Origin of the sequence: Collinsella sp. AM34-10, assembly GCF_003469185.1 — a bacterium.
GTDB lineage: Bacteria > Actinomycetota > Coriobacteriia > Coriobacteriales > Coriobacteriaceae > Collinsella.
The window spans coordinates 62,895-87,764 of sequence record NZ_QSIL01000004.1 but is presented as its reverse complement, the minus strand read 5'-3'; the positions used below and the strand labels follow the sequence as shown (position 1 = coordinate 87,764).

The window sequence follows — 24,870 nt, the reverse complement described above, 5'->3', positions numbered from 1 at the left end:
AGAAAGAAATGCCTGATAAAACGGGTGATTTAGAACTGATTGAGGAACCTCATATCGCCCGTCATGAGAGTTCTGAGGTCGGGCAGGTCGTAGCGCAGGGCCGCGACGCGCTCGGCGCCAATACCAAAGGCGAAGCCGGTGTACTTCTCGGGGTCGATGCCGCAGTTGATCAGGACGTTGGGGTCGACCATGCCGCAGCCCAGGATCTCGATCCAGCCGCTGTGCTTGCAGAAGTTGCAGCCCTTGCCGCCGCAGACGTGGCAGCTCACGTCCACCTCGCAGCTAGGCTCGGTGAAGGGGAAGAAGTGCGGGCGGTAACGCGTCTTGCGATCCTCGCCAAACATGCACTTAACAAAGTAGTCGAGCGTGCCCTTGAGGTCGCCAAAGGTGATGCCCTCGTCAACGACCAGGCCCTCGATCTGGTTGAACTGCGGCAGGTGGCAGGCGTCGGCCGTGTCGGGACGATAGACGGTGCCCGGGCAGATCATGTAGATGGGCGGCTTTTGCGACTCCATAGTGTGGATCTGCACGCCCGAAGTCTGGGTGCGCAGCAGCACGTCGGACTCGCCGTGGGCGTGAGCCTCAGGGTGCGCGACGCTGCCGGGGTTGTTGTCGACCACGTAGAAGGTGTCGCGTGCCGAGCGGCTCGGGTGATCCATGGGGGCGTTGAGCGCGGTGAAGTTGTAGTAGGAGGTGTCGACCATGGGGCCGGACTCGACGGTGTAGCCGATGCCGCAGAAGATGTCCTCGGCCTCCTCGATGATCTGCTTGATCAGGTGCTGGTGACCGATCTGCGGACGGATACCCGGCAGCGTGATGTCGACGGCCTCGTGCTCGAGTGCGTGCTTGAGGGCGGCGGCCTTCATCTCGGTGGTACGCTCGTCGAGCATGCCCTCGATCAGCTGGCGCATCTCGTTGGCGCGCTTGCCCATCACGGGACGATCCTCGGGGGCGAGCTTGCCCATCATGCGCATCAGGCCGGTGATGCGGCCCTTGCGACCGAGCAACTCAACGCGTGCAGCCTCGAGCTTGGCGGCGTCGTCGGCGCCTGCGACGAGCTCCTTGGCCTCTTCCTCGAGTTTGACCAGATCATCAATCAGACTCATGTCTTCCCTTTCGTCTCTCGCGCTCCCCACTCGCCGGGACGACTGCCGCCGCCTGGCGTTGCGAAAACGCGGCCCGGTTCGGTAACAAAAAACCGTCCTCGGGCATGTGCATTGCCCAAGGACGGTTGAATTCCGCGGTACCACCTTGTTTGACCCGGCGGATGTCTGGCCCGCCGTGCCCACTCTTCGCCCCTTGTCGCGAGGCTCGCGGCTTCCCTACTGGGGACATCGCCGCCGCTGGCCGCGCGCCCGTTGAGGTCGCTGCTCGGGAGTGAACGCTTGGCCCTTGCCACCGCAGGAAGGTTTGCAGCCCATGACCTTCCCTCTCTTGCCGGCGACGCGGCGGGCAAAACCCTCTCCGTCAACGCATTGGGCTATAGGATAGCACATCATGTGGGCGTATCGCCGCGTTCCGTTTTGTTCGCGCTGGGTACAAGGCGAGTAGCTGTGCAAACTGGCCGCGCGCCCACCCGTGGCGCTCGACCTGCGAGATCAAGGATATGGTATGGGAAAGAAACTCGATAAGAAGGCCGAGCCTGTAGTGGGCAAGACATCCAAAGGCATGAAGGTCGATAAGGCCGTCAAAAAATTCCGCAAGCTCGAGGGCAAGCTGTGGACTCGCGAGTACCTGCTCAAGATTGCCGAGTTTGACGGCGCGACCATTGCTCCCGCCAACGGTGCCGCCGCCCGTGCCGACGCCATGGGCACCCTTGCCGGCGAGCACCATAAGCTCCTGACCAGCGAAAAGTCCATTGAGCTTGTGCGCTCGCTGGCACGCGAAACCGTCGCCGGCGGCAAGATCAATGACCCGCAACTGCTCGACGAGATCCGCGTGCTCGGCCGCGACCAGCGCGAGGCAAGCGCCATTCCCATCGAAGAAGCCGAGACCTGGACCAGGCTCACCTGCGAGGCAGACGCCGTGTGGCACAAGGCCAAGACGGCCAATGACTGGGCGAGCTTTGAGCCCTATGTGGATAGAATCGTCGCCCAGCTTAAGCATCAAGCCGAGCTCATGGACCCCAAGCGCGACCCATACGACGTGTGGCTCGACCAGTACGAGCGTGGCCTTTCCACCGAGAGCTTCGACGCGTTTTGCGATGAGGTCAAGGCCACGGTCGTGCCGCTCGTGCACGCCATCGGCGAACGCGGCCAGCAACCCGCTGCCGACTTTTTGCACGCCCGCGTGCCCGAGGCCGCCCAGCGCGCCATGAGCTTTGACCTTATGAAGCTTGTCGGCCTGGACCTGGACGACACCACGCTTGCTTTTACCGAGCATCCGTTTAGCGAGGGCTTTGCCGTGGGCGATGCGCGCATCGCGACGCACATCTACGAGGACGACTGTATCTCCAACGTCTACAGCATCATCCACGAGGCGGGGCACACCATGTACGAGCTGGGCGTCAATCCCGCCTATGCGCGCACCTGCCTGGAAGGCGGCACCTCCATGGGCATCCACGAGAGCCAGAGCCGCTTTTTTGAGAACACCGTGGGTCGCAGCCGCGCCTTTATGGGACCGCTGCTCGAGGTGCTGCGCCGCCACGCGCCCGAGGTCTACGGCAGCGTGGACGAGGACACGCTCTACCGCGCCGTGAACATCGCGCAGCCGTCGTTGATCCGCACCGAGGCCGACGAGCTCACCTATCCGCTACATATTATGGTGCGCTACCAGATCGAGCGCATGCTGTTTGCCGGCGTGGCCACGGCCAAGGATATCCCCGCGCTTTGGAACCGCTTTATGGACGAGTACCTTGGCATTCCCGTTCCCGACGACACGCACGGCTGCCTGCAGGATACGCACTGGAGCGGCGGCTCGTTTGGCTACTTCCCCACGTATGCGCTGGGTAGCGCCTACGATGCCATGTTTGTGCCGGCCATGTGCCGCGACGGTGTCGACCTCAACGGCGCCTGTGCGAGCGGCGATTTGGCGCCCGTTCGCGCCTGGCTGGGCGAGCGCATTTGGCAGTGGGGCCGCGCCAAAGACGCGCCGGAGCTCATCAAGGGCGCCTGCGGCATGGACTTTGACGCCCGCTACTACTGCAGCTACCTGCAGGACAAGTTCACCACGCTGTACCAGCTGTAAAGCTTAGGCAACACGTCAACGCAAAGGGGGCGCCGCGGGATCTATCCCGCGGCGCCCCCTTTTTCACCTAGTCATTGGGGACGTTTGCAGCGTCGAGCCGTTACGCGGTTTGGTAAAACCGCGTAACTAAAGAGCTTCCAGCGCCGCGGCGATGCGCTTCATGGCGGCGTCGGCGGCGGCTTGGTCGGGGGCTTCGGCCAAAACGCGAATCACCGACTCGGTTCCACTCTTGCGCACCAGCACGCGGCCCTCGCCCGCCAGCGACGCCTCGGCCTCGGCGATGGCGGCTTGCACGCCCATGTTGCCCAGCGCGGCGTCTTTATCCGCCACGCGCACGGCAACCTGCGCCTGCGGCAGCAGCTTGCACGGAGCCGTGAGTTGCGAGAGCGTCTCGCGCTCGGCGCGAATCACTTCCATCACGCGCAGCGAGGTCATAATGCCGTCGCCCGTGCGCTCGATATCACCAAAGATCGTGTGGCCCGTCTGCTCGCCGCCCAGGCTGTAGCCGCCCTCGCGCATCTTGGCATACACATGACGGTCGCCCACGCCGCTGGTCACGGCACTTAGACCGGCAAGCTCCAGCGACTTGACCAGGCCAAAGTTGCTGGCGATCGTCGGCACCACGGTACCGCCCGAGAGGCGCCCGTGCTTGTTCAGGTACACGCCGCACACGTACAGGATCTGGTCGCCGTCGACCACGCGACCGCGCTCGTCCACGGCCAGGCAGCGGTCGGCATCGCCGTCATAGGCAAAGCCCACGTCCAGGCCCTGCTCCACCACGTGGCGCTGCAGGCGCTCCATATGCGTGGAGCCGCAGTCGACGTTGATGTTAAAGCCATCGGGCGCGGCGTTAATCACGCGTACGTCGGCACCCAGCGCGTCGAACACCGGCTTGGCCACCGAGGATGCCGAGCCGTTGGCACAGTCGAGACCGATCTTGACGCCCTGCAGCGAAAAGTTCGCACTTGCAATGAGCGAGGCAATATAGCGGTTGCGACCCTGCATGTAGTCCACCGTGGCACCGATGTGGTTGCCCGTGGCCAGCGGCACTTCGCTCTTGCCATCGATGTAATCCTCGATGAGCTCCAGCACGTCCTCGTCCATCTTATAGCCGTCGCTGTTGACGAGCTTAATGCCGTTATCGCAAAACGGGTTGTGGCTTGCGCTGATCATGATGCCGCAATCGAAGCAGCCCTCCACGGTCTGATGCGCCACGCCCGGCGTCGGGATCACATGCAGCATGTAGGCGTCCGCACCGCTCGCGACCAAGCCACTCACCAGCGCCGCCTCGAACATATAACTCGAGCGACGCGTATCCTTGCCCACGATCACGCGCGCCTTGGTCCCGCGGTTGGCGCCGTAATACCAGCCCACAAAGCGGCCGATCTTATAAGCGTGCTCTACCGTCAGCCCAACGTTGGCCTCACCGCGAAAGCCATCGGTGCCAAAGTACTTCATATCTTACTTATCCTGTTCAAACGTTTGAGCGGTTGGCGTGGTGCGAACCTTAAGCGCTTTGTGCCCAGAGTCCTTCGAAGTCGTGACCGTGTACTCGACCTTTATGTCTTGTCCAAGAAGCATGTGGACGCCGCCCCATGCAACCTTCAGGCCATCGTGCGTCGCTTCGTTCATCTCGATAGAACCGGAGCCCGAAGTCTTAATGCCCGAAATGCTGCCTCCCGCGGGAGCGTAGAGATAGAGCCTCAGCACCTCGTCATCAATATCCTGGCTAATGCCGTTATGGCCCTGGAAATAACCAGGCATCTCGGCCTTCTCCTGGGGGGTCATCGTGTTCTTGAGCGTGGTGGTCACTCGATACGTCGTCGAACCATCGGCATTTTCAACCGAAGAATCGATGGTGACTCGCTTATCAAGGAACCAATCCATCTTTGAATAGCTGTAGTTGTTCACAAAGACGCCCAAGATCGGAGCCTCAGACGCATCGTTTTGGAGAGCGCCGGAAATGCCAAGGGCCTTCGCGGCCTTTTCCTCGTCATCGTTTCTCGAATACATGAGGATGCGACCCTCGGAAGCACCCTTTTCGATGGCTCCAGCGATCTTAGTAATATCGCTGGAGCCCAGTTCGTCCACGATCTTGTTAAAAGCCGATCCGGCAACCGCCGCAAAAATGGCGTCCTGTTCCTCTACCGGGTAATTCCAATAAATATCGTGCAGCAGCACCTTTGCAGCGTTGCTTCCATCAACGACGGTGCCGTCGGGAAGCTGCGTGCCGCCCACAATGCCGAGCATATACTGCAAAAATACCGGATCGACTGCAAATACGCCGTCGATGTCATCTCCGACAATGGCCTTTTGCATATCGCTGGCAAGCTGAGCCGCACGCGGATAATCGGGCGTCATCGTAACGTCGCCCATCGTGTATCCGAGCGTGTTGAATCCGGTCAGGCCCCATCCGGTCGTGAACAAGTTTGCCTCTTCATCGGTGATGGGAAGCGGGCTCAAGGGCTCTTTCATCATGTCGACTTTGACAAAATCGCCCAGTTCGAGCTTACCGTCAGTCACTGACATCACGCCGCGCGAACCCGGGAAACCGCCGCAGGCGCGGATCTCGACATTGCTCATCGCGAGCACAAGATAATGGCGCGTCTGGCCGTTGGCGCCGAGCATCTGGGGCAGAACGGGGGCAATCTTCTCTGCCGCGTCGACTACACCGTCCAGGGTGGCAAAGCCGTCCTTTGCCTTATCGACCAGCTCAGTCACCTGGGCGATATGCGTATCGCCAATACCCTGCACCTTTTTGTTGGCGCTCTTGAACGCCTTCGAGCTATCGGAGAGCGAATCGGCGACCGCCTGCAGCGCGGACACGTTGATTGTCCCGTCCTGGAACAGCTTGCCGGGCGTTGCCTGAGCGAGATTATCGGCCATGGGGACCAGCGCGCCGCTCGAAACATCGGACAGAGCGTCGACCATGGTGCGGGCGGCATTAATGTCGCCGCCGTACACCGGAATGAACGAGGCCATCGTCCACACCGGGCTCGAGGTCTCCTTCTTCATGCTGCTGCAGAGCTCGTCGATCTTTTTCGCATCGTCGGGCAGGGTCGAAAAATCGCCCGACGTGACCTTGTCCTTAAGGCCGCCGACGATCTCGACAGTTTCCTTTGCCTGGCTCTTCACGGTTTTTGCCGAGTTAAACAGCATGAAGCCACTCACGCCAAAAGCGACAAGAACCACCGCGACGATGACAGCAACAACGGCTGCAACGCGGCGCTTCTTGCGCTCGCCCTTGCGATGGCGATGGCGAACCAGGCCGTTCGAGGTCGGGCTCGTCGAGGAATCACCGCCGTAGTTCAAGCCAAAATCGTAATAATCTTCTTTAGAGCCCGAGCCCTTAAACTCGGCACCGTCGTCATTGAGACGGGCAAACGTGCCGGTTTCGGAAGCGCCCGTATAGATAGTGCCTAGGTTACCCGTAAGCCCTGCGTCTCCAGCAGAAGAAGCACTATTGGCGGGATTGGCAGAGTTGACGGGGCCGGCGTTGTGGGCGCGATGAGCGTTGTTAGCGGGGCCAGTGGAGCCGGCGACATTTGCACCGCCCGTTGGCGCCGGACGGACCCCGGCCGACGAAGCCGCAGAGCCCGCCCCGCCCGGAAATGCCTGCCTGCCTACGCGACCAGCCTGTTTTGCCTTTTGAGACTGTTCGTACAGAGCGGCAAACATCGCCGTTTCGCCCGGAGACGTACGGTTGCCAGCACCGTTTTGGCTGGATCCACTCGGTACGTCAGCGTTTCCAGTCCCATTTGAACACGGCGGAACTGCAGGGCGCTCGCCGTCGCCGTTCTTAAAGTGGTTACCAGCCATAGAGGAGTCCTCGCAATACTAAAAGTCAATAACGCTATTAGTTTATGACATATTTGGCATCGTCAGTTAAACTCCAGATGCAGGCACCAATTCGCGGAATTGTGGTGCAACACCGTGTCCGTCTAGGCAGCGGCGTAAGCTATACCGTCAGGAACATCATCACGATAATCATGGCAAAGCCAATCAAGTCGGTCGGCAAAAATACCGTGCCCAGCATAACGGCGCTGGTGATGGTCGCCGAGACCGGCTCCACGGTTCCGATGAGGCTCGCACGCACCGAGCCGATGTCCTTAACGCCCTGCATATACAGCATGTAGGCAAAAAACGAGCCAATGACCACAAACACCGCGAGCGCCTCGATACCGGCAGCATCGAGCGCCGGCATATGAGCCCACGGCTGCACGAAGACGCACGAGACCACGCCCGCTGTGAGCATGGCAGAGCCTGTAACGATGGGGCTGCCGTATTCGGGCAGAATCTTGGCGGGAATCACCGCCATACAGGCTGCGCTAACCGCACACATAAGGCCTGCGACCAGACCAAGCGGCGATATGCTCAAACTGGTCGGATCGCCGCCGGTAGCGATTAAAAAGGTGCCACCGAGGGCCAGACCAATGCCGATCGTCTCGCGAGCGCGCGGCATGCGGCGATCGACCACGCAGGCGTAACCCATGATGATGACCAGCTGCAGGCACTGGAGCACCGTCGCGGTTCCGGCATTGGTCAGACGCACGGCCGAAAGATAGCAGAACTGGTTGAACAGCAGGCCAAAAGCGGTAAAAAGCAGCAGTTGCCTACGGTCGGCGGGCGTGGTCCAGAGCCTAACCAGACGCTCGCGATCGCGCGTGACCACCACGGCCATAAAGAGCAGGCCGGCGAGAATCTGGCGCACACTCATAAGCCACAGGGTATCAACGTGATAAGTATCGAACAGGAAGCTCGCGCTGGTGCCCGAAAAACCCCAAAACGAACCGCCCGCCAGCGTGGCCAGAACGCCCGTAATCATCTTGCGCGACGACGCATCGTTGAGGCGCTCGCGCCATGCACGGCGGGTGCTGCGGCTGAGCTCGTCAGTTCCCTCGGGCACGACAAAATCGGACGCCGCCGTCATCGGTACCGAAGCCTTTTTGCGTGCACGCTGCGCTGAGCGCTCCTGCTCCATTCCACTCCCCCGAAATCAATTGGCAACAAAGCGCTCAAACTGTAGCACGAATATTGGTATGAAAAAGCAGACGATTCGGAACATCTACGAGCGTCCAATTTGCAGGGACGAAAGGAATGACGGAAGGTCACTATGCCAAGGGACTGGGTTCGTCTGGAGCGCTGGAGTCGGAACCGGAACTCGGCTCAGCCTCGGCGCCGTGCTCAACGCGATTGTCGGCATCGTCCTCGTCACCGGTGTCGTCCTGCTCCTCCTGCTCGCGACGGCGCTTTTCGCGAATCTGCTCCACGGCCGCGCGCAGGGCGGCCTCGTCCTCGGCACGCGCCACATCTTGCGTGGCCTTAACCATGTGGCGAATCTCGAGCACCAGCAGCACGATCAGCGGCACCACGATAAGCGGGAAGAACAGCAGCGGATTGGTGAGCAGCGACACCACCACGCCCAGGCCTGCCGAGACAAAGACCACGCGGCCCACCACATCGGCGGCGGGCACGGGCGCGGCGTCCTCGACCGGATTGGCGTCGCCCTTGGTGTGGTAGACCGGCGAGCCGTCGGACGCGGCCTCCACGGATACGATGCGGTGCGTGTTGAGCGAACCCTCCAGCGCGTCATCGGACGAATGGAAGGTGATGATATCGCCCACCTGGTAGACCTGGCTGTTGTCGGTATCGACGACGATAAACGAATGCACGGGAATCGCCGGCTCCATCGAGCCGGTCAGCGTACGCATAAAGCCGTAGCCCATGATGGTGGGAATTTCGCCGGCGGGCGTGAACACCGTGCGCAGCAGCACCACAAAGGCGACCAGGATCACCACGGTCGCCAGCACGTTGATCACGCGGAGCACGTGCTTCATCACTTGTCGGCGTCCTTTGCGGAAGCGTTGTCGTCGGTGGTGTCGGTGGCGTCGGCGGTGTCCTTTGCAGAGGGCTCAGGCTCGCCAGCGGCACCCGCGTCGCCCTCGGCACCCGCGACCGGCTCGCCGGCCTCGCCGCGCAGGCGGGCCAGCAGATAGCGCGACAGGCTGTTGCCCTCGGCACGGCGCTCGGCACGAGCGCGATTGCGCTCGGCCTGCTCCAGCTCATGCGCCAACGAGTCCAAGCGTTGCTGCATCTCCGCGCGGGCGGCCTCGAGTTCGCGCTCGTGCGCGGCCTTGGCGGCGGCGAGTTCTTGCTCAATACGCTCCCCTGCCTCGAGCTCGGCTGCGGCGACACGCGCGTCGGCGTCGGCACGAGCCTCCTCGGCGGCACGCGCGGCGGCATCGCGCTCGGCAGCGGCAGCGGCGACCTTCTCGTCGGCATCCACCGCAGCCTGCTCGACGGCAGAATCGGCGGCAGCACGGGCGGCATCGATCGCGGCATCGGCCGCCTGCTGAGCGGCGGAAACCTTCTCCTCGGCCGCGGTGACGGTGTCGGCAAGCGCCTGCTCCGCTGCTGCCGCGGCGGCGTCTGCCGCCTCCTGCGCGGCGCGGGCATCGCGCTCAGCCGCTAGCTGCATTTCCTCAATCTGCAGCTGAGCGGCGTCCAGTTTGGCATGCAGCTCGGCAACCTCCTTAGCGCACGCCTCGCGCACGCCGGCAAGCTCAGCCGCGGCGGCATCCTTGGCTGCCTGCAGCTCGGCGGCATCGGCCGCCGTCTTGGCAGCCAAGGCCGCGGCGGCATCGCTCTTGACCTGCGCGATCTGCTCGGAAGCCGCCTGCTCGGCGGCAGCAACCTTGGCGTCCGCGTCTGCCCGGGCGGCAGCCACCTCGGCATCGGCCTCGGCGCGCATCTGCTCAAGCTGCGCCGCCGCGGTCTCACGCGCCTCGACAGCGTCGGCCTCGGCAGCCTTCTTGCCCGCCTCGACATCCTCCAGCGAACCTTGCAGCTCCTCAACATCAGCCTCGGCCATCTGCGCGCGTTGCGTCAGCGCCAGCTCGCGCGTCTTGGCCTCGTCCAGCTCGTCGGCCAAGTCATCGCGCTCGTCGGTCAGCGCGTGGGCCTGAACCTTCCAGGACTTGACCTGCCCCTGCAGCTCCTCGATCTGCTCGCGCGCCTCGGCCAGCGCCTGCTCGGCATCGAGCTGAGCCTGCGTGACCTCCTCCACAAACACGCGACGGATCTCAACATCGGGCAGGTCGGGGCTATCGACCTGCACCTCCTTAATCTCCTTAATAAACTTGGGTGCCACCGGCGCGTGTTGCACGCTCTCAAGCTCCTGCAGGTTGCGCTCGTCGTCGGTCAGGCTCTTAAAGACGGTGTAGTTGTTGATGAGGTTGGTGTACATCTGCACCATGTACTCGTCATCGAACGCCAGCGCCTGCTGCTGCACGTCGATGTTGTAGCCCACCTTGTCGTAGCGCTCCATAAACTGCCACAGCTGGTAGCACTTGCGGTAGTTGGGGTCCTTCATGATGAGGTTGGTGCGCTGAATGGGGCTGCGGACCGCGCTGCACCCGTTCATGATCTGGCAGAACGACGCACCGCGCAGCGCCATGACCAGGCGGCGCACGCGGTCGATGCGCATAAAGACGTCCATGTTGTCGGCGTCGTTCTCGGCAAAGCTCTGGCGGTTTTTGACCGTCATCTCGACGTTGTACTCGATCTCTTCGTACGCATCGTCGATCTTGCTGTGCATCTTAAAGCGGTTGCGGATCTCGTTGCCCGTAGACCAAAAGATCACGTCGGTGCGCTTGTCCACAAACGTCAGCAGGCGCTGAATCAGGTGGTAGATAAAGCGGTTCTCGTACAGGTCGTAGGTCTCGACGGTATTGACGTTGAGGATGCGCGTGGGATGGACGCCGCCATCGTCGCTCGGCGCCAAGAACTGTGTGTTCTGGCTCAGGTGACGGACGCTGTCGGCGCTGATCTTTTTGGCAAGCGAGACCGGCACCACCTCTTCCTCGGTGGTGATGAAGCGGCGCGGCTTTTCGATAATGGTATTGATGGCGTCGAGCGAGTCCTCGATCATGCTGATCCATTCCTCGTCCACCACCTTGACGAGCTCCTCGCGCTGCTGCTCGATCGTGGTGCCCGAGGCCTGCGCCATCTCAAACAGATAGCGAAAGTAGCGGCTGTCCTCCTGGATGGGCTCCATCTGCTCGGAGAAGCTGGTATAGAGGTCCTGAATGGTCTCGGACATGGGTTACTCCATAGGTTGGATCGATCGGAAAGGGACGGGGCGACATCACGCCGCCCCGCACTTACGCCATTAGTAGAAGTTCTGGATCCGCTGCAGGTACATGACGGAATCGGGCAGGCCGCCCTCGCCAAAGGTCTTCTCGATGTACTCGATCAGGCCCTTCATCTCGTCGCGCACAAAGCTCACGTTCATGGACTCAAACTTCTTGAGCACCTTGCGGGCGATGATGTAGTCCATGCCGCCCAGCTCGGTGCCGCCGCACGCCACGTACACGGGGATAAAGTCGTACATCTGCTTGATGATACGGTTGCCAAAGGCCAGCTTAAAGCGGGTCTGCAGGTACTGGTCCAGCTTGTGCATCTTCTGGAGCAGCTCGTCGTCGATTACGTACTCGACCTTGGCCTTTTGGAACAGATACTGCAGGTGGTCGGCCGTCACGTGCACGCGCTCGTGCGGCTCGCATTCAAACGCGTCGGCGCGCTCGTTGAGCTCGATGGGGATCGCACGGTCGTACACCTTGTCCGTGATGGTAAAGGTGGAGTCGTCGTTGTTGGCGGTGCCGATAAACCACAAGCTGTCGGGAATGGTGAGCTTGCCGTCGTGCAGGGCCTTGGGGTCGGCGGCCCACTGGGTGGGCACCAAGTCGAGCACCCACTCGTCGTGGCTGGGCATCTCGAGCACCGACAGGATCTCGGCAAAGTAGTACTCCACGCGGGCGAGGTTCATCTCGTCGAGCACGATCATGGACGGGTCCTGGCGAAGGCCTGCCTCGTACACGGCGCGCAGGAACTCGGTCTCGTTAAAGCGCTTGGAAAACTCGTTGAAGTAGCCCAGCACCTCGGTGCGATCGCGAAAACTCGGCTGCACCGACACGATGGTCGCGGGGTTATCCAGGTAGCGGCTAAAGCTGTAGGGCAGCGAGGTCTTACCGGTACCCGAGATGCCCTCCAGGATCAGCAGCTTGGAGGCGGCCATGCCGGCCACAAAGCGGCGGATGATTTCGGGCGTGTAGTAGAGCTTCATCTGGCTGCAGGCGAACGCGCGGAAGCTGTCGACAAAGTCCTCGAGCGAGATGGCATCGTCGTAGGCCGGCGACTCCCAGTCGCGGTACTTAAGGTCCACGAGGGACAGCTTGGGAAAGCGGTTGGCCTGGGCGATCTCTTTTTCCTCGGCAAGGGTCTTGGCCTCGACGGTGGCCTTGGCCATGGCAGCCGCGGCGTCCTTGACGCCCGCGCCATCAAGCGCGAGCGACGCGTTGCCCGACATGACGGCCGTCGCCGCGGCGCCCTCGCCCGCAGGCGCACCGGCGCCCGCAGCGGCGCCCACCACGTTGCCCACCGTCGGCAGGTGATCGTCGGCAAGAGCCGAGGCGCCCACGTACGGAATCTGCTTGGTACCGCCCATGGCATTGACCTTGAGCGCCAGCAGCTTGTTCTTCTCGTCCATAAGATCGAGCACCTGCTTGTTCAGGCGGCCGATCTCGCGATAGAGCGCCTTGTTGGACGTGTCGTCGCGATGCAGGCGGCGGTTGATGCGGTAGCGGTGGACCAGGATGGCCACGATCAGCACGGGGACCGCGATGAGCATGGCAAACAGAATGACCGCGCCGATCTTGCCCACCAGGTCAAACGTGGTGAAGTAGGTCATAAAGATGTTGAAGTACTCAACCCAGCCAAACACCAGCAGGTTGAGGATAGAGCTCACGACGGCAACGACGTTATAGACGACCTTTGCCAGCAGCTCCCAGGCAAATCCCAGAAACTCACTCACCGTCGGTACCCTCCTGCTTGGTCGCGCTCATCGCCGCCTCGGCCTCGGCCTTTAAACGACGGGCTTCCTCGAGCTTGGCCTCGGCCTGGGCGAGCTGCTCGGCGGCGTTATCGGCGGTGACGGCGGCGGTGTCACCCTTGCCCTCGGCGTCCACGATGGCAGCCGCGGCGGCCAGGCGGTCCTCCTCGGCCATGGCGCGCTTAAGGTTCATGCCCACCACGATAAGGTGATACACCTGGTAGATAAAGAACAGCAGCATGGGCAGAACAATCACAATGAGGAAGCCCATGGAGCTGGACAGAAAGTCCATGACCTTGCCCATCTGCGGCAGCGCGAACACGTACTTGCCCACGATGTCGCCGTCGCTGATGATGTGCGTATCGGCCACGTCGTTGTTGTCGCCCTTGGTAGTAAAGCTGCGCATGCCGTTGACCTCGTCGATCGCGGCGATGCGGTGCGTGTTGAGCGCGTACTCGTTGTCGATGATGGTGTGGAACGTCACGATGTCGCCCACCTCGAGCTTGGAGGTGTCGCACTTTTGGATGACGATGAGGTCGCCCTTGTTAAACGTGGGCGCCATGGAGTCGGACTGCACGGCGAGCGGGGTAAAGCCGGCGATGTCGGAGACACCGCCGTCCTCGCGCGTAGCGAGCGTGGTAAACGCATACAGGGCCGCCACCAGGATGATGATCCACATGACGACGCTCAGTGCGATGGATGCGACTTTTTTAACAGATTGCATGATGTCCCTTACTACCGTGTCTGACTAGGTCGTGCGCGGCCCGGTGGCCGCCGTGCGTATCTACTGTTCCTCGATGCCCTCAAAGCGCATCGAAACCGAATAGTTAGCTCCCTTTAGCATATTAGTGCAATTTGGGTCCGTTCCCTCGAGCCATATGCGAACGGTTACCGGCTTATCCGTATCTTTTATCAGGTCGAACATATCGCTGGCCGCGCTCGCTTCGCCCGAGTCGAGCCCAAAGACGGTGGCCGAACCGGACGAGCCTCCGCCCCCGTTGGGGCTGTAGACCCAGGTTTGGCCGTCGGCGGTAAAACTCATGCGCATGGCGCTGGCCATACCTTGCGTGTCGGAGCTAAACCGCGTGCCGGATATGCCGCCGTCGCCGTCCTGCCCGGTCAGGCGAACGCGCAGATCCGTGCTGCTCATAAAGTGCAGCGTAAACTCCAGGTAGGCGCCAGTGGCGGGATCGGCGGTGGAACCGTCTTCGAAGGTGAAGGTCTGGTAGTCGCTCGTGGTGACGGGTTTGAGCTTGGATGCGTCGATGTCCACGCCCTTTTCGCTGGCGATGCGCACCGAGATCTGGTCGAAGCTCAGACTGCGGACGTATTCGTCGAAGGTGGCATGCTCGTCCAGGTCAAAGCGCAGCGAACCGTCGGCGTTGGCGTCGATCATGAGCATGCGGGTTTTGGCGCTATCGGCGATGGAGAACCAGGCAAACGTTGCCATGGCTATCGCCACCAGGGCAAACAGGACCAGCACCACGGTGGTGGTGAGCTTGCGGCGCAGATCGGTGTCGGCGGGGGCGGCAGCGTTGGACTTGCCGGTGGCGGGCGCGCAGTTGGCGGCGGGTTGCTTACGCGTCATTGCTACTCACCATCCAGGGTCGCAAAAAGCGCCAGGTGCAAGGTGCCCGGATCTTGATAGAGATAGTCGGCGCTATCGGGGTCGGTGCCCTCGATGTAGTAATAGATATCCAGACGATAGGTCTGGCCAAGCCCCAGCGTGGCAAGCGTGTTTTGCGGGCGCGTGGCCGTCTCGCTCGTGTCCAGCGTAAAGGCGGCCGGGTCCTGCGTTACGTTGGCACCGCAAGCAAGCTGGCCGTTTTGCCAACCCAGGAGCATGCCCTCGGTGTAGCCCGCCAGGCCCGTAGGCGCGGTCGCGGGGTGCTCGTCGCGATGGCCGCTATCGGAACTGTCGAGCTCAAAGATGCTGGTGGCGAGCACCTGGCTGCCGCTCGAGATCTTTATGCCCACGCGGGCTGCGCGCAGCAACTCGGCGTCGGCACCCTGCGGGACCAGCGATTCGGCCAGATACAGGTTGACCTTACCCTTTACTTTGCTGGCGCCCGTTCCGGTAATGGTGGGGCGCAGGTCGATCCAGCCGTGATAGAACGCGGAACCGTTGTCTTTTGCCTGCTCAAACACTGTGGCATCGCCGACAGAGTTGTTTTGCGCGCAGGCAGCAAAGCCGTTGAGGTCAAAGGTCGAGACCGGGTAGAGCGTCACGGCGCCGCTCGCGGTGGAGGCCAGAGATGCATCGCCTTGCTGCGACCAGCTGCCGCGGTCGGCGTCGCCCAGCTCCAGCGCCAACTTGGACGTGTCGCTGTGCACGCTCACCGAGTTGGTGTTGACCTTCATGTTGTTGGTAAACCAGGCGTAGGTTGCGGCACCCAAAGTGGCGGCGAGCGCCACCATAACGAGCGCGATGTAGGCACGCGCGCGGCGGGCATGGCGGCTGGCGGCGGCGTCCTCGAGGTGTGAGCGCTCGGCGGACGCGCTGGAGGGGGCTGCGGGGCCCGTGCTCTGGGTTTTGGCTTCGCAGCTATCTGCGGGCATGTGCTTCTGATCTTTCATGTCGCTCGCCCCCTTATGCCTTGGCCGCGGCAAAGGCAAGCTGCAGCACCACATCGCGGGCCTGGGCCTCGTCGATGCAATTGGCGTCGCAGCCTTCCATGTACACAACGTAGCGAACGCTTGCCACCTCGTTGGCGGGCAGCGTGCAGATGGGCGTAGCGCCCGCGCGCGCCGTGGGCGTGTCGCCGGTGCCGTCCATGCTGTAGGCGTTTATGGCGCGCGCAGGGTCGGCGGCGTAGGTCCAGCCCGAGGCGCCCGCCGCCACGACCACGCCGTCTTGCGCGGTGGTGCGCCTGCTGGTGGCGCCCGCGGTGCTGCCCAGGTCGTCGCAGGTAAAGATATGCGTTTGCGTACCCGACTGGGTCGTAATTACCAGGCCCAGGCGCAACGCGGCCAGCAGCTGTGGGTCGCTCGTCACGCTCATCTGGCCCGGATACAGGTACACGTTGAGGGCGCTGTCGCCGCCCTTAAGGTACAGCGTGCCCGAAAGGGCATAGCCATCCAGCTGCGCGGTGCAGTCGGCGTAGTCAGTCGTAATACCCGCGGCGTTTTGGAACGTGCCGCGCCAAAAGCGGGAAAGATCTGCCGTCGAGATGGGATAGAGCGTCTTGTCGGCGGCGGCAAGTGTGGCCGTCGTGTCCCAGGGTCCGTTGGCCGAAAGGCCAATCTGCAGGTCGGAGCTCTCGTCGCTTACCGTGTGCGCCACGGGCGTCACGTTGGTGTAGCGCGAGCTGCTAAACCAGGCGTAGGTAGCGGCGCTCAGGGCGACTACCAGCACCAACATCCACGCGGCCGCGGCAACCATGCGACGGCGCGAGCTTAGGATGTCTTTGATGTTCGATGCGCTCATCCCCGGCCCCCTTACGAACGCTTGCCGGCAAAGCGCAGCGCCAGCGATTGCAGGCTGGCGGCGGCCAGGTTGTTGGTGCAGTCGGGGTCGCAGCCTTCCAGCCACACGTACACATCCACACGCACGGGCGTGCTACGGTTGGCGCCCTTGGCGGCAGCGGGCAGGCTGCAGATCTTGGTCGTGGCCTCCTTGAGGCTCACGACGCCGGTGTCTTCGTTGTAGTCGCAGAAGTTTGCGCTGGTCAGCTGGTCAAAATGGACCGTGGCGCCGTCGGAGCGGCTGCTGTCGAGCACCAGGTGGTTCTGCTCGTTTTTGCCAGCGTCCTTGCCATCGAGCGTGTTGTAGTGTGCCTGGGGATTGTGCTCGCCCGAGGCCTCAAAGACGTACTGGCCCGTAACGGTGTCGCCCTGCCCTGGAGCATAGGCGACCAGCCCCACGCGCAGGGCAGTGGAGATGGGGTTTGCCGGATCTTGCTCGGTAAAGTCGATGCCCGACAGGTACACGTCGGTTGCGGCCGAGTTGGTGGCCAGGTACAGGGAGGTCTTGTAGTAGTCGGAATGCTCGGCCGCGCCAAACATGCTGGCAAACAGCGAGTCTTGCGTGGTTCCGCCAGTGAAGCCCGTTACCTTTTGAAAGCCGTTGAGCACGTTGTCGGTCGAGACGGGATCGAGCAGGCCCGCAAAGCTCAAACCGGCGTTGGTTTTGTATTCGCCGTCGTACTCGTTGGAGATGAGGAAGGTCACGCCCGTGCCCGCGGCCATCTTGACGTCGGTGATATGGCGGTTGGCGTTGTAGATGTACCAGGCATACGTTACGGCTCCGGCAACAGCAAGGGCCACCAGCAACGTGGCGAGCATGCGATTGAACTGTTTTTGCAGCGAACGCGCGTCCGACATGCCCCTCCCCCAGATGCCGTGTTGTAAACTGCCTGGACACCATTTGCCCATAATGGAGTTATTTTACGCGAATGTGCAGTTCGTCGGGGGTACAAACGCGACTTTCCGCGTGCTGTTCGCGCTACATCGGAGCGGATAGGGTCGCAAATCGCTGCTTTTTAAAAAATAGTTCTTGCCACCGGGTGGGAGCTCCGTTATATTATTCCCTGCGCACTCGCGCACCCTTGATCGGGCGTTTAGCTCAGGGGGAGAGCGCTTCCCTGACACGGAAGAGGTCAGAAGTTCAAATCTTCTAACGCCCACCAAATGTTCAACCGGTCTACCTGCGAAAATGCGGTAGACCGGTTTCTTGTATATAGCGCTGTATCCCAAATGTATCCCAAAAGGCGGCGCGCGAGCACTCGCTGGAGGCGGCGATGAGGGACATCGCCAGAAACGACCTGGTCATCCTGGACGAGTTCGGCCACGTGCCGCTGGACCTCGACAGCGCGAGGCTGCTGTTCCAGGGGGTGTCGGACTGCTACGAGAGACACAGCCTGGTCATCACCACAAACATTGAGTTCAGCAAGTGGGGCACGGTCCTGGGGGACGACAAGATGGCGGCGGCGATGATCGACCGCATCGTCCACCACGGCCGCCTGGTCGAGTTCACCGGCACGAGTCACCGTATGGAGGCGACGCTCATGCTCGGCAAGGCGGTGGGATAGGTTAACGCGGCGTGTTTGCCAAAGTGCTCAATTTGGTCGCGCCACAATGTTCAGTTTGTCGTCGACACAAACAGCGGCTCCCGCGTTTGGCAGCCCCGTGGTCCCAGCGGGCGCGGGGGGACCGAGAAGAGCCAGGGCTCCGCCTCCTTGAGCGCGCCCACGTCGCCCCCGTGTTCGTCGAGAAGGGCACGCGCGGCCTTGACGCTCCGCGCCCCAGCGAGCCTGAGCTCAGTACTCCACGCGCTCGTCGGCTGCTGCGCCCTCCACCGCTTCGATCTCCGAGCGAAGGGTGTCCGCCACCTCTGCCGACCTCGCGTCCTCTTGCCCTTCCGCGAGCTCGACCTTCGCCGCCTCGTCGCCATGAGTCTCACCGTCCATGTATCCTGCTTTCAAATCGCGGCAGGCACAACAAGGCGCCCGCCCAGTTACTCGATACGAGCAGCCTAGACGGGCGTCACAAAGAGGCAGAGGGGCACGACTCTAATGCCAGGCATCTGCTGGTATCATTAGAGTGCAGCATTGGTTATGGGAAAGGACTTCACATCCCACAGCCAGTCAGACCTAAGTTGGCTTCGTCCTGCTATAGATTGAGGTGAAGGCGATTGACTGATCAACAAAGTGAGACGATCGAGATTTCCGAACAGATTCGCGACAAGAAAAAGGATGTGCGATTCAGCACTCGCGAATACGTTGCGGAATACCTCATCAATAAGTTCAATGCTGATGCATTCTACATTCCGCTTGACTATCAACGGAACTTCGTCTGGACGGACGTTGACTGCAGCTACTTTATTGAGTCTGTGCTAATTGGCCTGCCCATTCCCTACATGTTCTTTGCCGATGCTGAAGATGGCAGAACGGAAATCGTTGATGGAGCGCAAAGGATGAACGCCTTGGTGAACTTTGCCAGAGGCGATTTAACCTTGTGCAATCTAGACATCCTTACATCTGTCAACGGAAAGACCTATTCAGAACTTCCCATAGAAGTACAAAGAAGATTCGATAACGCGAGCTTTCGAGTGGTTTACCTTGAGGAAGGGACCACCTTTGACGTCCGACAGGAGATTTTTCGTCGTATCAATTCATCGGGCAAGCAGCTCAAATCGCAAGAAATTCGCCGTGGCTCCATGGGCGGCGATTTTACAAAACTAGTAAGCGAGCTCTCCAAAGATCCGCTCTTTATAAAACTTGCCCCGTTAAGCGAGACGGCGCGCAAACACTACGATGACATGGAACTTGTCACTCGTTTCTTCGCCTATGCAGACGGCTACCCAGATTTCGAGGGTTACAAAGACCGCGTTGCTAGTTACCTGGATGAATACACGAATCGCATGAACATCGAGCTTGCCAAGTCACCTGACAAGCGCAATGAACTCGTCGCTCGCTTCAAAGAAATGTTGGAATACGTTGAGAAGTGCTTGGGAGACAGGGGTTTCAAAAAGACACCGACAGGAAAAACGACTCCTCATGCGCGTTTCGAAGCTATTGCGGTCGGCGTTGCCGTGGCGTTGTCGGAGGACAAGGACCTTTCGCGCAAAGACATGTCTTGGGTTGATTGCGAAGAGTTCCAGACCCTTGTGCGGTCAGACTCGGCAAACGTAAAGGCCAAGTTGAAAGCTCGCATTGATTTCGTTGCCAACAAGCTGAAGGCGGAGCGGTAAACCTTATGGATTCCAATGACTTTAACTTGGGGTACGGAGAGGTCTACAACGACCGCCTTGGTGAGACCAAGAGCATGATTACGCTCGCGACCCTGCTCGATTCGCTTGACCAAGGTGCAGAGGGCGTGCGCTACAATGCTGTAATGCGAGGAGCGTACGAAATCGCTGAAAAGGCAAATCCCAGTGGCCTGCCCTCATCGACACCAGATGTGACCCTCGTTTCCAGTGTCATCCGCTCCAACGTCAAGCTTATGATCTACAACATCATTGAGTACTCAGTCACTAATCTCATGCAGGCGATTTACGACAGAGTAAAGGACGAGGGTTGCGGCTACGCTGAGGTTTCCGAAAAGCTTCAATCGATTTGGCACCATACCCAAATGTATAACGGGTTGAGCGACCCAAAAGCCAGCAATAGTACCGCCGAGTCCATAAGCAAGAGGTTGCTTGATCATGCTGTTAAAAATAACGTACTTCAATTCAGCGTTCGGAACACCATCGCCGGTGGAAATCTAGATGCAGACAAAATCCTCAAGCTCTTTGATGACCACGGAATATCGATTCATGATGATATAGCGAACTGCAAGAGGGATGAGATTAAGAGCGAGCTTAAAGACATCAAGAATCGACGGAATGACCTAGCTCATGGATCAATTTCGTTTGCAGAAGCAAGCAATCAGGTGACAACATCGGAGCTTGCGGAGCTAGTCAATCATGTTGACTCATTTTTGATGCAGCTCCGCAAGGATGTTTCGACCTACCTCAACGCCGGTGAATATCGGCGCGGTATGACCGAATCAGAAGAGGGCTAGTGTACGCAAGCGGCAATTATGCTTTTGCCAACCGCTTCGCCGAGCTTTGGTGGCACGGCGTTTCCAATATGCCGTGCCACAGCTTTCTTGCTGATCTTCTCGCCAGGCCTAATGAACTTGTAATCCTGCGGGAAGCTCTGCAAGACGGCACCCTCACGCAAGGTTAGGGCTCGATTTTGCTCTGGATGCCCAAACCGGCCCGTACCGTACATATAGAACTGCGTAGTTATAGTTGGGGACGTCTCGTCCCAAGCCATCCTCCCGTAGACCGCAGGGTACGTTTGGCCAGCAGCCTTTTTATGACAATCAAGCCTCAGGTCCTCAGGCCAATCTCGCCACGTGCCATTAGGCGTCGAAGCCTTAATGCGCTTCAAGTTTAGTTCTGATAGCGCCGACGCCGTTTGCAGAGAGTCCCCCCTGCAAGAGCCGCCAGCGCTCACGGCAGGCAGCGCACCTATTGCCTGCCGAACCGTAACAGCATGAGCGTTATCATTCGTAGGGTCAATCAAGCTGATGGACCCATTTCTAGAAGCTAGCAGAATCAATCGCCGCCGATGCTGGGGCACACCGTACTCCTCAGCCTTTACGACGCTGTATTCCACCGAGTATCCGGACTCCTTAAGCGTATTCAAGAAACCAGAGAAGATGCTCTCCTTCTCGAGCTCGGGCACGTTCTCCATGGACACGTAATCTGGCTGCACTTCACGTACAAGCCTCCCAAACTGCGCAAGCAACCCCCAGTCCTTGTGCTTCTCGCGATGCTTCTTGTCCTTGCGGTGCTTCGAGAAGGGCTGGCAAGGAGCGCACCCTACCAAGACTTTGATGTCAAAGTCCTTCAGGAGCTCCTTGACTTCCTCCCCGGTGACCTCGGCGATGTTCTTGCAGATGAACTTGTCCTTGCCGTTGTTCGCATCGTAGGCGTACTGGCAAGAGGAATCGAGGTCAAACCCAGCCACCACATCGATGCCAGCGGTGCGTAAACCGTAGGTCAGGCCCCCGACCCCGCAAAACAAATCCACAGCACCAATGGAGGCGCTCTGAGCCTTATCCTCTGTGGAACTATCAACGCTCATCGCAATCACCCCTTCGGCGTCCTAGAATGACCGTATGCGAGCGTCACAAACTCGAAAAGAATTCAACTCGCTAACTTTATAGATTAGCAGCAATCAGAGGGATTGGAGACCTGAGCTTGAAAACGTCACCGAACGGCTGTTTGCTTCCCGTAAGCAGCAGAAGTGCAGGTAAAACGCCTTGGCCTCGATTTGCTTGATCGCCTGCTCCAAGTACGGCAATCCGGAGAGGTCCTGGCCGCCGGAGGCCGTGCAAAGCGCTCCGCTTGTATGGTCGCCCGTGCTCTTTCAGCCTGCGTTCGCCGCATGCCAGAAGAGCGTGCCCGCCGTGATCCTACCGCCCTCGTCCACATGCTCGAAGAGCTTGCGGGTAACGGCCTCGTCGTACTTCTCGGGGTCGTGGGAGCACCAGCTGAGGAACGTGTCGTGGTCGCCTCCAGCGGCCTCGTAGCTGATGCCGATGTTCTTCCAAGTCTCGTAGTTCTTGGACGGCTCCATAGAGAGGAACGCCAAGTCGGCCTTCTCCTTATCGTTCATGCTGGCTCACCCCGCAATCGAGCTGCGAGGCGGCGCTCCCCGTGACCGAGCTGTAAGATGCAGCCACGACAGGCCCCCGTCCTGTCCACTCGCCGCCGGTGGCCCCGCCGCCAAGTATACGGCCACCGGTGTCATTTTCCTTGAATGCTTCCATAGGCATCGCTAGTCCTCAATGCCGAGCATGTCGCAGATTTTCTGCCCGCTGATCGCCCAGGTGCCGCCGATCATCATCGCGGGGAGCGTCCCGTCCGCGCACCACTTCTGGACTTGGCGCAGGCTCCACCCGCCGATCTCGGCCACGTGCTTGGGGGTCTCGCACACCTTCACGTCCGCGCGCCGGATTTGCGAGCAGCCGAGCGGCTCCTTCCCATGCCCTATTCTCGCCTTTGTACCGAGCCATTCAGTCACCGCCCTAACCTCTGAGCTACTAATGACGTGTGATCACGGTTAAGACTGTACAAGAGCGAATTGCCGCGTTTAACTGTCGTTATGTAGTGCAGCAGTGGCAAAACTGCTTGACGGCGCGGGACTTCCATTTTGCTTTGCGACTGCTTGGACGGCCAAATTGCTCATTTGCTGACTTATAGCAATGCCCCAACGGCACCGTCGCGTTTGCAAACAGCCGCGGCCAACAGCAAGAACATCAGCAATTCCGTCGGCATGCATCGGACGTTCGCCGCTGGGGTATCCTTGGAGCACATGCACCGCAAGCCGCACAAAGGAGCCGCCATGCGCACCGAGCTCGATGTTCCCTTTTCGCACAAAGACGAGGCCAAGGCCCTGGGCGCCAAGTGGGACCGGACCAAGAAGATCTGGTACGTGCCCGACGGCGTCAACCCCGAGCCCTTTGCCGCGTGGCTGCCCGGCGTGGATCGCTCCGACCCCAGCGCGCCCTACATCTACCTGGTGCTGGGCAAGCGCGAATGCTGGAAGTGCCACGAGCAGACAACGGTCGCGGCCTTTGGCATTCCGTATTGGGCGGCCGAGGACTCGGGCAGCAAGGCTGCGCCCAGCGCTGCGCCCGCCATGGACGACGCGGGCCACATCGTGATCGACACAGCCCGCGCCAACGCCGTGGCCATCGTCCCCGCGCTGGGCTGCGTGCCGGCCGAAATCCGCGACTACCTACGCGAGCGCTGCGGCTACAAGCCCGTAACGTCGCGCACCACCAAGACCGTATCGCTCGCCAGCACCTGCACAGGCTGCGGCGCGCTGCAAGGCAGCCATTACCTGTTCGAGGAGCCCACGTCGCCGTTTGCGCTCACGGCCATCAACAAGCTGCCCGCGCTGGAGTTCGTGCGCGTGGAAGTCGCCGGCGTTTATGGCATCTCCGCCAGCCAAGGCAACTTTGACCAGGCGCTCTTCACCTGGGCACGCGATCACCACACTCAGTTCCACAAGAGCCTGTTCGAGGGGATTTACCTGTAGGGCAAAGCTCGAAAATCGAGTCCAGACTTCCTCGAAAATCGAGTGTGAAAATCCTCGTAAATCGAGTGTGCACAGGTAGTTGAATTGCCGACTCGAAGGCTACAGCCCCAGAATGTGCTCCAGATAGCCCTTATGGAACCTGAACCACTGCCTGGTCATGTCACCGGCGTACCCCACCGCATCGGCGAAGCCATGGTTGAGGTGTACGGGCTATAGCCGAACCAATATTGACATAAACGAGACGAGGGCCAGTTCAAACCTGAACTGGCCCTCGTCTTTGATGAAAGTTGCTAGCAGCGTTTACACTACTTTGAATCAGCTACGATGCCAACCAAGCTGACCGTTACGTCAAAGGTCGGGCTTCCTTCGCCCACATCGAGGCCAGACATATTCTGACAATCGCTGTCGGTGCCTTCCATCCAAACGACAACTTTCATGTTCGTGCCGTTGTAATCGACGTTCGAAGCGACCTTTTGCGCGTTGCCGATCGGCTTAATGTAGACTTCGCCCGCTTTCGTGGCACCCCAGTTATTGCCGTTTTGATCGAGCGAATCGGTGCCAGAAAGATGCAAATACGTAGGGGCAACAACCTCGTTCAGAGATTCAGAGTTGACACACGACCAACCTGCAACGGTAGTCACATCGTTGCCCATATCGGTTGTCGAGGGAGCAGCTGGCGCATAGACAACGCGCAGCTCGCCGTTAATTACAATGCCCACGCGCAGGCTGTCTTTGATTTTGTCGAACCATTTCTGCGTGCCGCCATGCTGCGTAATCGTTATGGGCGAGCCGTTGCTCGCATCCAAATACACGTCGGCAACGCCGGTGTTCGCCACGGTATACAGCGTGTAATTCGCAACGGTGAATGCATAGTAATCGTTGCCTTGAATAGTGTACTTGCCGGGATTCTCACCCGAAATGGATGTGTCGACCTTTTGATAGGTGCTCACATTAACGCCCTGCCAGCTTTGGGGAACGTACCAGTTTTTGGCATCGTTCGTCGATGAAGGGCTAATCTCGTGACCGGCTGCGGAAGCGACCGTGGAGGTGTCGGAGCCATGGTCGGGCGTGTCGCCCTCAACGATTTGGAGTACCATGCCATTCGCTTGAGCGGAAATGGTGCTCGTAGTTGCATGAACCCTACTATTGGAGACAAACCAAGCGTAGGTGGTTGCAGAGAGCGCCACCGCCGAGACGACGACAGTCAACGCCGCCCCAACAAGCTGAACCTTAAGCCTCTTAACTGAATCGTGCATC

General features: G+C 60.3%; 22 protein-coding genes and 1 tRNA gene. 6 read left to right on the top strand and 17 right to left on the bottom strand.

Features of this window, described 5'->3' with window-relative positions:
• Positions 1-29: 29 nt before the first annotated feature.
• Entirely contained in the window at positions 30-1,106 is a 1,077-nt protein-coding gene (gene pheS, locus DW823_RS05015) for a phenylalanine--tRNA ligase subunit alpha (protein ID WP_040359117.1), read from the bottom strand.
• A gap of 505 nt (positions 1,107-1,611) precedes the next feature.
• On the opposite strand from pheS, the gene DW823_RS05010 reads away from it, so the two are divergent.
• Positions 1,612-3,186 carry a carboxypeptidase M32 gene (locus tag DW823_RS05010; protein WP_118080772.1) on the top strand — a complete coding sequence of 525 codons (1,575 nt, stop codon included), beginning with the start codon at positions 1,612-1,614 and terminating at the stop codon, positions 3,184-3,186.
• Positions 3,187-3,312: 126 nt separating this feature from the next.
• Here the strand turns inward: DW823_RS05010 and glmM are convergent, their stop codons facing one another.
• From glmM to DW823_RS04955, 11 genes are all read right to left on the bottom strand, one after another.
• Positions 3,313-4,644, bottom strand: coding sequence for a phosphoglucosamine mutase (glmM, locus tag DW823_RS05005; protein ID WP_118080770.1), 1,332 nt, complete (start codon positions 4,642-4,644; stop codon positions 3,313-3,315).
• A gap of 3 nt (positions 4,645-4,647) precedes the next feature.
• Complete coding sequence (locus DW823_RS05000) at positions 4,648-7,005, bottom strand: DUF4012 domain-containing protein (protein WP_118080768.1); 2,358 nt, start codon at positions 7,003-7,005, stop codon at positions 4,648-4,650.
• 139 nt (positions 7,006-7,144) lie between these two features.
• Positions 7,145-8,167 (bottom strand): DMT family transporter, encoded by a 1,023-nt coding sequence (locus tag DW823_RS04995; protein WP_233542993.1) that lies wholly within the window; start codon positions 8,165-8,167, stop codon positions 7,145-7,147.
• A gap of 130 nt (positions 8,168-8,297) precedes the next feature.
• Positions 8,298-9,023, bottom strand: coding sequence for a signal peptidase I (locus DW823_RS04990; protein WP_118080766.1), 726 nt, complete (start codon positions 9,021-9,023; stop codon positions 8,298-8,300).
• Positions 9,023-11,287 (bottom strand): DUF2357 domain-containing protein, encoded by a 2,265-nt coding sequence (locus DW823_RS04985; protein ID WP_118080764.1) that lies wholly within the window; start codon positions 11,285-11,287, stop codon positions 9,023-9,025. Before DW823_RS04985 ends, DW823_RS04990 begins: the two co-directional genes overlap by 1 nt.
• 69 nt (positions 11,288-11,356) lie before the next feature.
• The gene (locus DW823_RS04980) at positions 11,357-13,057 is read right to left on the bottom strand and encodes a hypothetical protein (protein ID WP_118080762.1); all 1,701 of its coding nucleotides are present in this window, start codon (positions 13,055-13,057) and stop codon (positions 11,357-11,359) included.
• On the bottom strand, positions 13,050-13,799 hold the full coding sequence (locus DW823_RS04975; protein WP_118080760.1) for a signal peptidase I: 750 nt from the start codon (positions 13,797-13,799) through the stop codon (positions 13,050-13,052). Before DW823_RS04975 ends, DW823_RS04980 begins: the two co-directional genes overlap by 8 nt.
• A gap of 60 nt (positions 13,800-13,859) precedes the next feature.
• Positions 13,860-14,663: a hypothetical protein gene (locus tag DW823_RS04970; protein WP_118080758.1), complete on the bottom strand. Its 804-nt coding sequence runs from the start codon at positions 14,661-14,663 to the stop codon at positions 13,860-13,862.
• 2 nt (positions 14,664-14,665) lie between these two features.
• Positions 14,666-15,652 carry a hypothetical protein gene (locus tag DW823_RS04965; RefSeq protein WP_118080756.1) on the bottom strand — a complete coding sequence of 329 codons (987 nt, stop codon included), beginning with the start codon at positions 15,650-15,652 and terminating at the stop codon, positions 14,666-14,668.
• Positions 15,653-15,665: 13 nt separating this feature from the next.
• On the bottom strand, positions 15,666-16,502 hold the full coding sequence (locus DW823_RS04960) for a hypothetical protein (protein ID WP_118080754.1): 837 nt from the start codon (positions 16,500-16,502) through the stop codon (positions 15,666-15,668).
• 11 nt (positions 16,503-16,513) lie between these two features.
• The gene (locus DW823_RS04955; protein ID WP_118080752.1) at positions 16,514-17,398 is read right to left on the bottom strand and encodes a hypothetical protein; all 885 of its coding nucleotides are present in this window, start codon (positions 17,396-17,398) and stop codon (positions 16,514-16,516) included.
• Positions 17,399-17,628: 230 nt separating this feature from the next.
• Between DW823_RS04955 and DW823_RS04950 the strand changes: the two genes are divergently transcribed.
• Both DW823_RS04950 and DW823_RS04945 read left to right on the top strand, forming a co-directional pair.
• A tRNA-Val gene (locus DW823_RS04950) sits at positions 17,629-17,703 on the top strand.
• Positions 17,704-17,763: 60 nt separating this feature from the next.
• Positions 17,764-18,105, top strand: a complete 342-nt coding sequence (locus DW823_RS04945; RefSeq protein ID WP_118080749.1) for an ATP-binding protein — start codon at positions 17,764-17,766, stop codon at positions 18,103-18,105.
• Positions 18,106-18,333: 228 nt separating this feature from the next.
• Here the strand turns inward: DW823_RS04945 and DW823_RS09790 are convergent, their stop codons facing one another.
• Positions 18,334-18,483, bottom strand: coding sequence for a hypothetical protein (locus DW823_RS09790; protein ID WP_158567271.1), 150 nt, complete (start codon positions 18,481-18,483; stop codon positions 18,334-18,336).
• A 224-nt stretch (positions 18,484-18,707) separates the two neighbouring features.
• On the opposite strand from DW823_RS09790, the gene DW823_RS04940 reads away from it, so the two are divergent.
• Both DW823_RS04940 and DW823_RS04935 read left to right on the top strand, forming a co-directional pair.
• Complete coding sequence (locus DW823_RS04940; protein ID WP_118080747.1) at positions 18,708-19,766, top strand: DUF262 domain-containing protein; 1,059 nt, start codon at positions 18,708-18,710, stop codon at positions 19,764-19,766.
• 5 nt (positions 19,767-19,771) lie between these two features.
• Complete coding sequence (locus tag DW823_RS04935; RefSeq protein ID WP_118080745.1) at positions 19,772-20,578, top strand: MAE_28990/MAE_18760 family HEPN-like nuclease; 807 nt, start codon at positions 19,772-19,774, stop codon at positions 20,576-20,578.
• On the opposite strand, the gene DW823_RS04930 is transcribed toward DW823_RS04935, so the two are convergent.
• From DW823_RS04930 to DW823_RS04920, 3 genes are all read right to left on the bottom strand, one after another.
• Complete coding sequence (locus DW823_RS04930) at positions 20,575-21,651, bottom strand: DNA cytosine methyltransferase (protein ID WP_117765512.1); 1,077 nt, start codon at positions 21,649-21,651, stop codon at positions 20,575-20,577. The two genes, DW823_RS04935 and DW823_RS04930, sit on opposite strands and share 4 nt — an antisense overlap.
• A gap of 285 nt (positions 21,652-21,936) precedes the next feature.
• Complete coding sequence (locus DW823_RS04925) at positions 21,937-22,185, bottom strand: PriCT-2 domain-containing protein (protein WP_118080743.1); 249 nt, start codon at positions 22,183-22,185, stop codon at positions 21,937-21,939.
• 162 nt (positions 22,186-22,347) lie between these two features.
• Positions 22,348-22,593, bottom strand: coding sequence for a helix-turn-helix domain-containing protein (locus DW823_RS04920; RefSeq protein ID WP_147336052.1), 246 nt, complete (start codon positions 22,591-22,593; stop codon positions 22,348-22,350).
• A 321-nt stretch (positions 22,594-22,914) separates the two neighbouring features.
• Between DW823_RS04920 and DW823_RS04915 the strand changes: the two genes are divergently transcribed.
• Entirely contained in the window at positions 22,915-23,613 is a 699-nt protein-coding gene (locus tag DW823_RS04915; RefSeq protein WP_118080741.1) for a DUF5710 domain-containing protein, read from the top strand.
• 305 nt (positions 23,614-23,918) lie between these two features.
• Here the strand turns inward: DW823_RS04915 and DW823_RS04910 are convergent, their stop codons facing one another.
• On the bottom strand, positions 23,919-24,869 hold the full coding sequence (locus DW823_RS04910) for a hypothetical protein (RefSeq protein ID WP_147350654.1): 951 nt from the start codon (positions 24,867-24,869) through the stop codon (positions 23,919-23,921).
• Between the last annotated feature and the right edge of the window lies 1 nt (position 24,870).

Coding starts and splice junctions, on each gene's coding strand:
- pheS (WP_040359117.1), bottom strand. CDS start 1,106: ATGAGTCTGATTGATGATCTGGTCAAACTCGAGGAAGAGGCCAAGGAG.
- DW823_RS05010 (WP_118080772.1), top strand. CDS start 1,612: ATGGGAAAGAAACTCGATAAGAAGGCCGAGCCTGTAGTGGGCAAGACA.
- glmM (WP_118080770.1), bottom strand. CDS start 4,644: ATGAAGTACTTTGGCACCGATGGCTTTCGCGGTGAGGCCAACGTTGGG.
- DW823_RS05000 (WP_118080768.1), bottom strand. CDS start 7,005: ATGGCTGGTAACCACTTTAAGAACGGCGACGGCGAGCGCCCTGCAGTT.
- DW823_RS04995 (WP_233542993.1), bottom strand. CDS start 8,167: ATGGAGCAGGAGCGCTCAGCGCAGCGTGCACGCAAAAAGGCTTCGGTA.
- DW823_RS04990 (WP_118080766.1), bottom strand. CDS start 9,023: ATGAAGCACGTGCTCCGCGTGATCAACGTGCTGGCGACCGTGGTGATC.
- DW823_RS04985 (WP_118080764.1), bottom strand. CDS start 11,287: ATGTCCGAGACCATTCAGGACCTCTATACCAGCTTCTCCGAGCAGATG.
- DW823_RS04975 (WP_118080760.1), bottom strand. CDS start 13,799: ATGCAATCTGTTAAAAAAGTCGCATCCATCGCACTGAGCGTCGTCATG.
- DW823_RS04970 (WP_118080758.1), bottom strand. CDS start 14,663: ATGACGCGTAAGCAACCCGCCGCCAACTGCGCGCCCGCCACCGGCAAG.
- DW823_RS04965 (WP_118080756.1), bottom strand. CDS start 15,652: ATGAAAGATCAGAAGCACATGCCCGCAGATAGCTGCGAAGCCAAAACC.
- DW823_RS04960 (WP_118080754.1), bottom strand. CDS start 16,502: ATGAGCGCATCGAACATCAAAGACATCCTAAGCTCGCGCCGTCGCATG.
- DW823_RS04955 (WP_118080752.1), bottom strand. CDS start 17,398: ATGTCGGACGCGCGTTCGCTGCAAAAACAGTTCAATCGCATGCTCGCC.
- DW823_RS09790 (WP_158567271.1), bottom strand. CDS start 18,483: ATGGACGGTGAGACTCATGGCGACGAGGCGGCGAAGGTCGAGCTCGCG.
- DW823_RS04935 (WP_118080745.1), top strand. CDS start 19,772: ATGGATTCCAATGACTTTAACTTGGGGTACGGAGAGGTCTACAACGAC.
- DW823_RS04930 (WP_117765512.1), bottom strand. CDS start 21,651: ATGAGCGTTGATAGTTCCACAGAGGATAAGGCTCAGAGCGCCTCCATT.
- DW823_RS04925 (WP_118080743.1), bottom strand. CDS start 22,185: ATGAACGATAAGGAGAAGGCCGACTTGGCGTTCCTCTCTATGGAGCCG.
- DW823_RS04915 (WP_118080741.1), top strand. CDS start 22,915: ATGCGCACCGAGCTCGATGTTCCCTTTTCGCACAAAGACGAGGCCAAG.
- DW823_RS04910 (WP_147350654.1), bottom strand. CDS start 24,869: ATGCACGATTCAGTTAAGAGGCTTAAGGTTCAGCTTGTTGGGGCGGCG.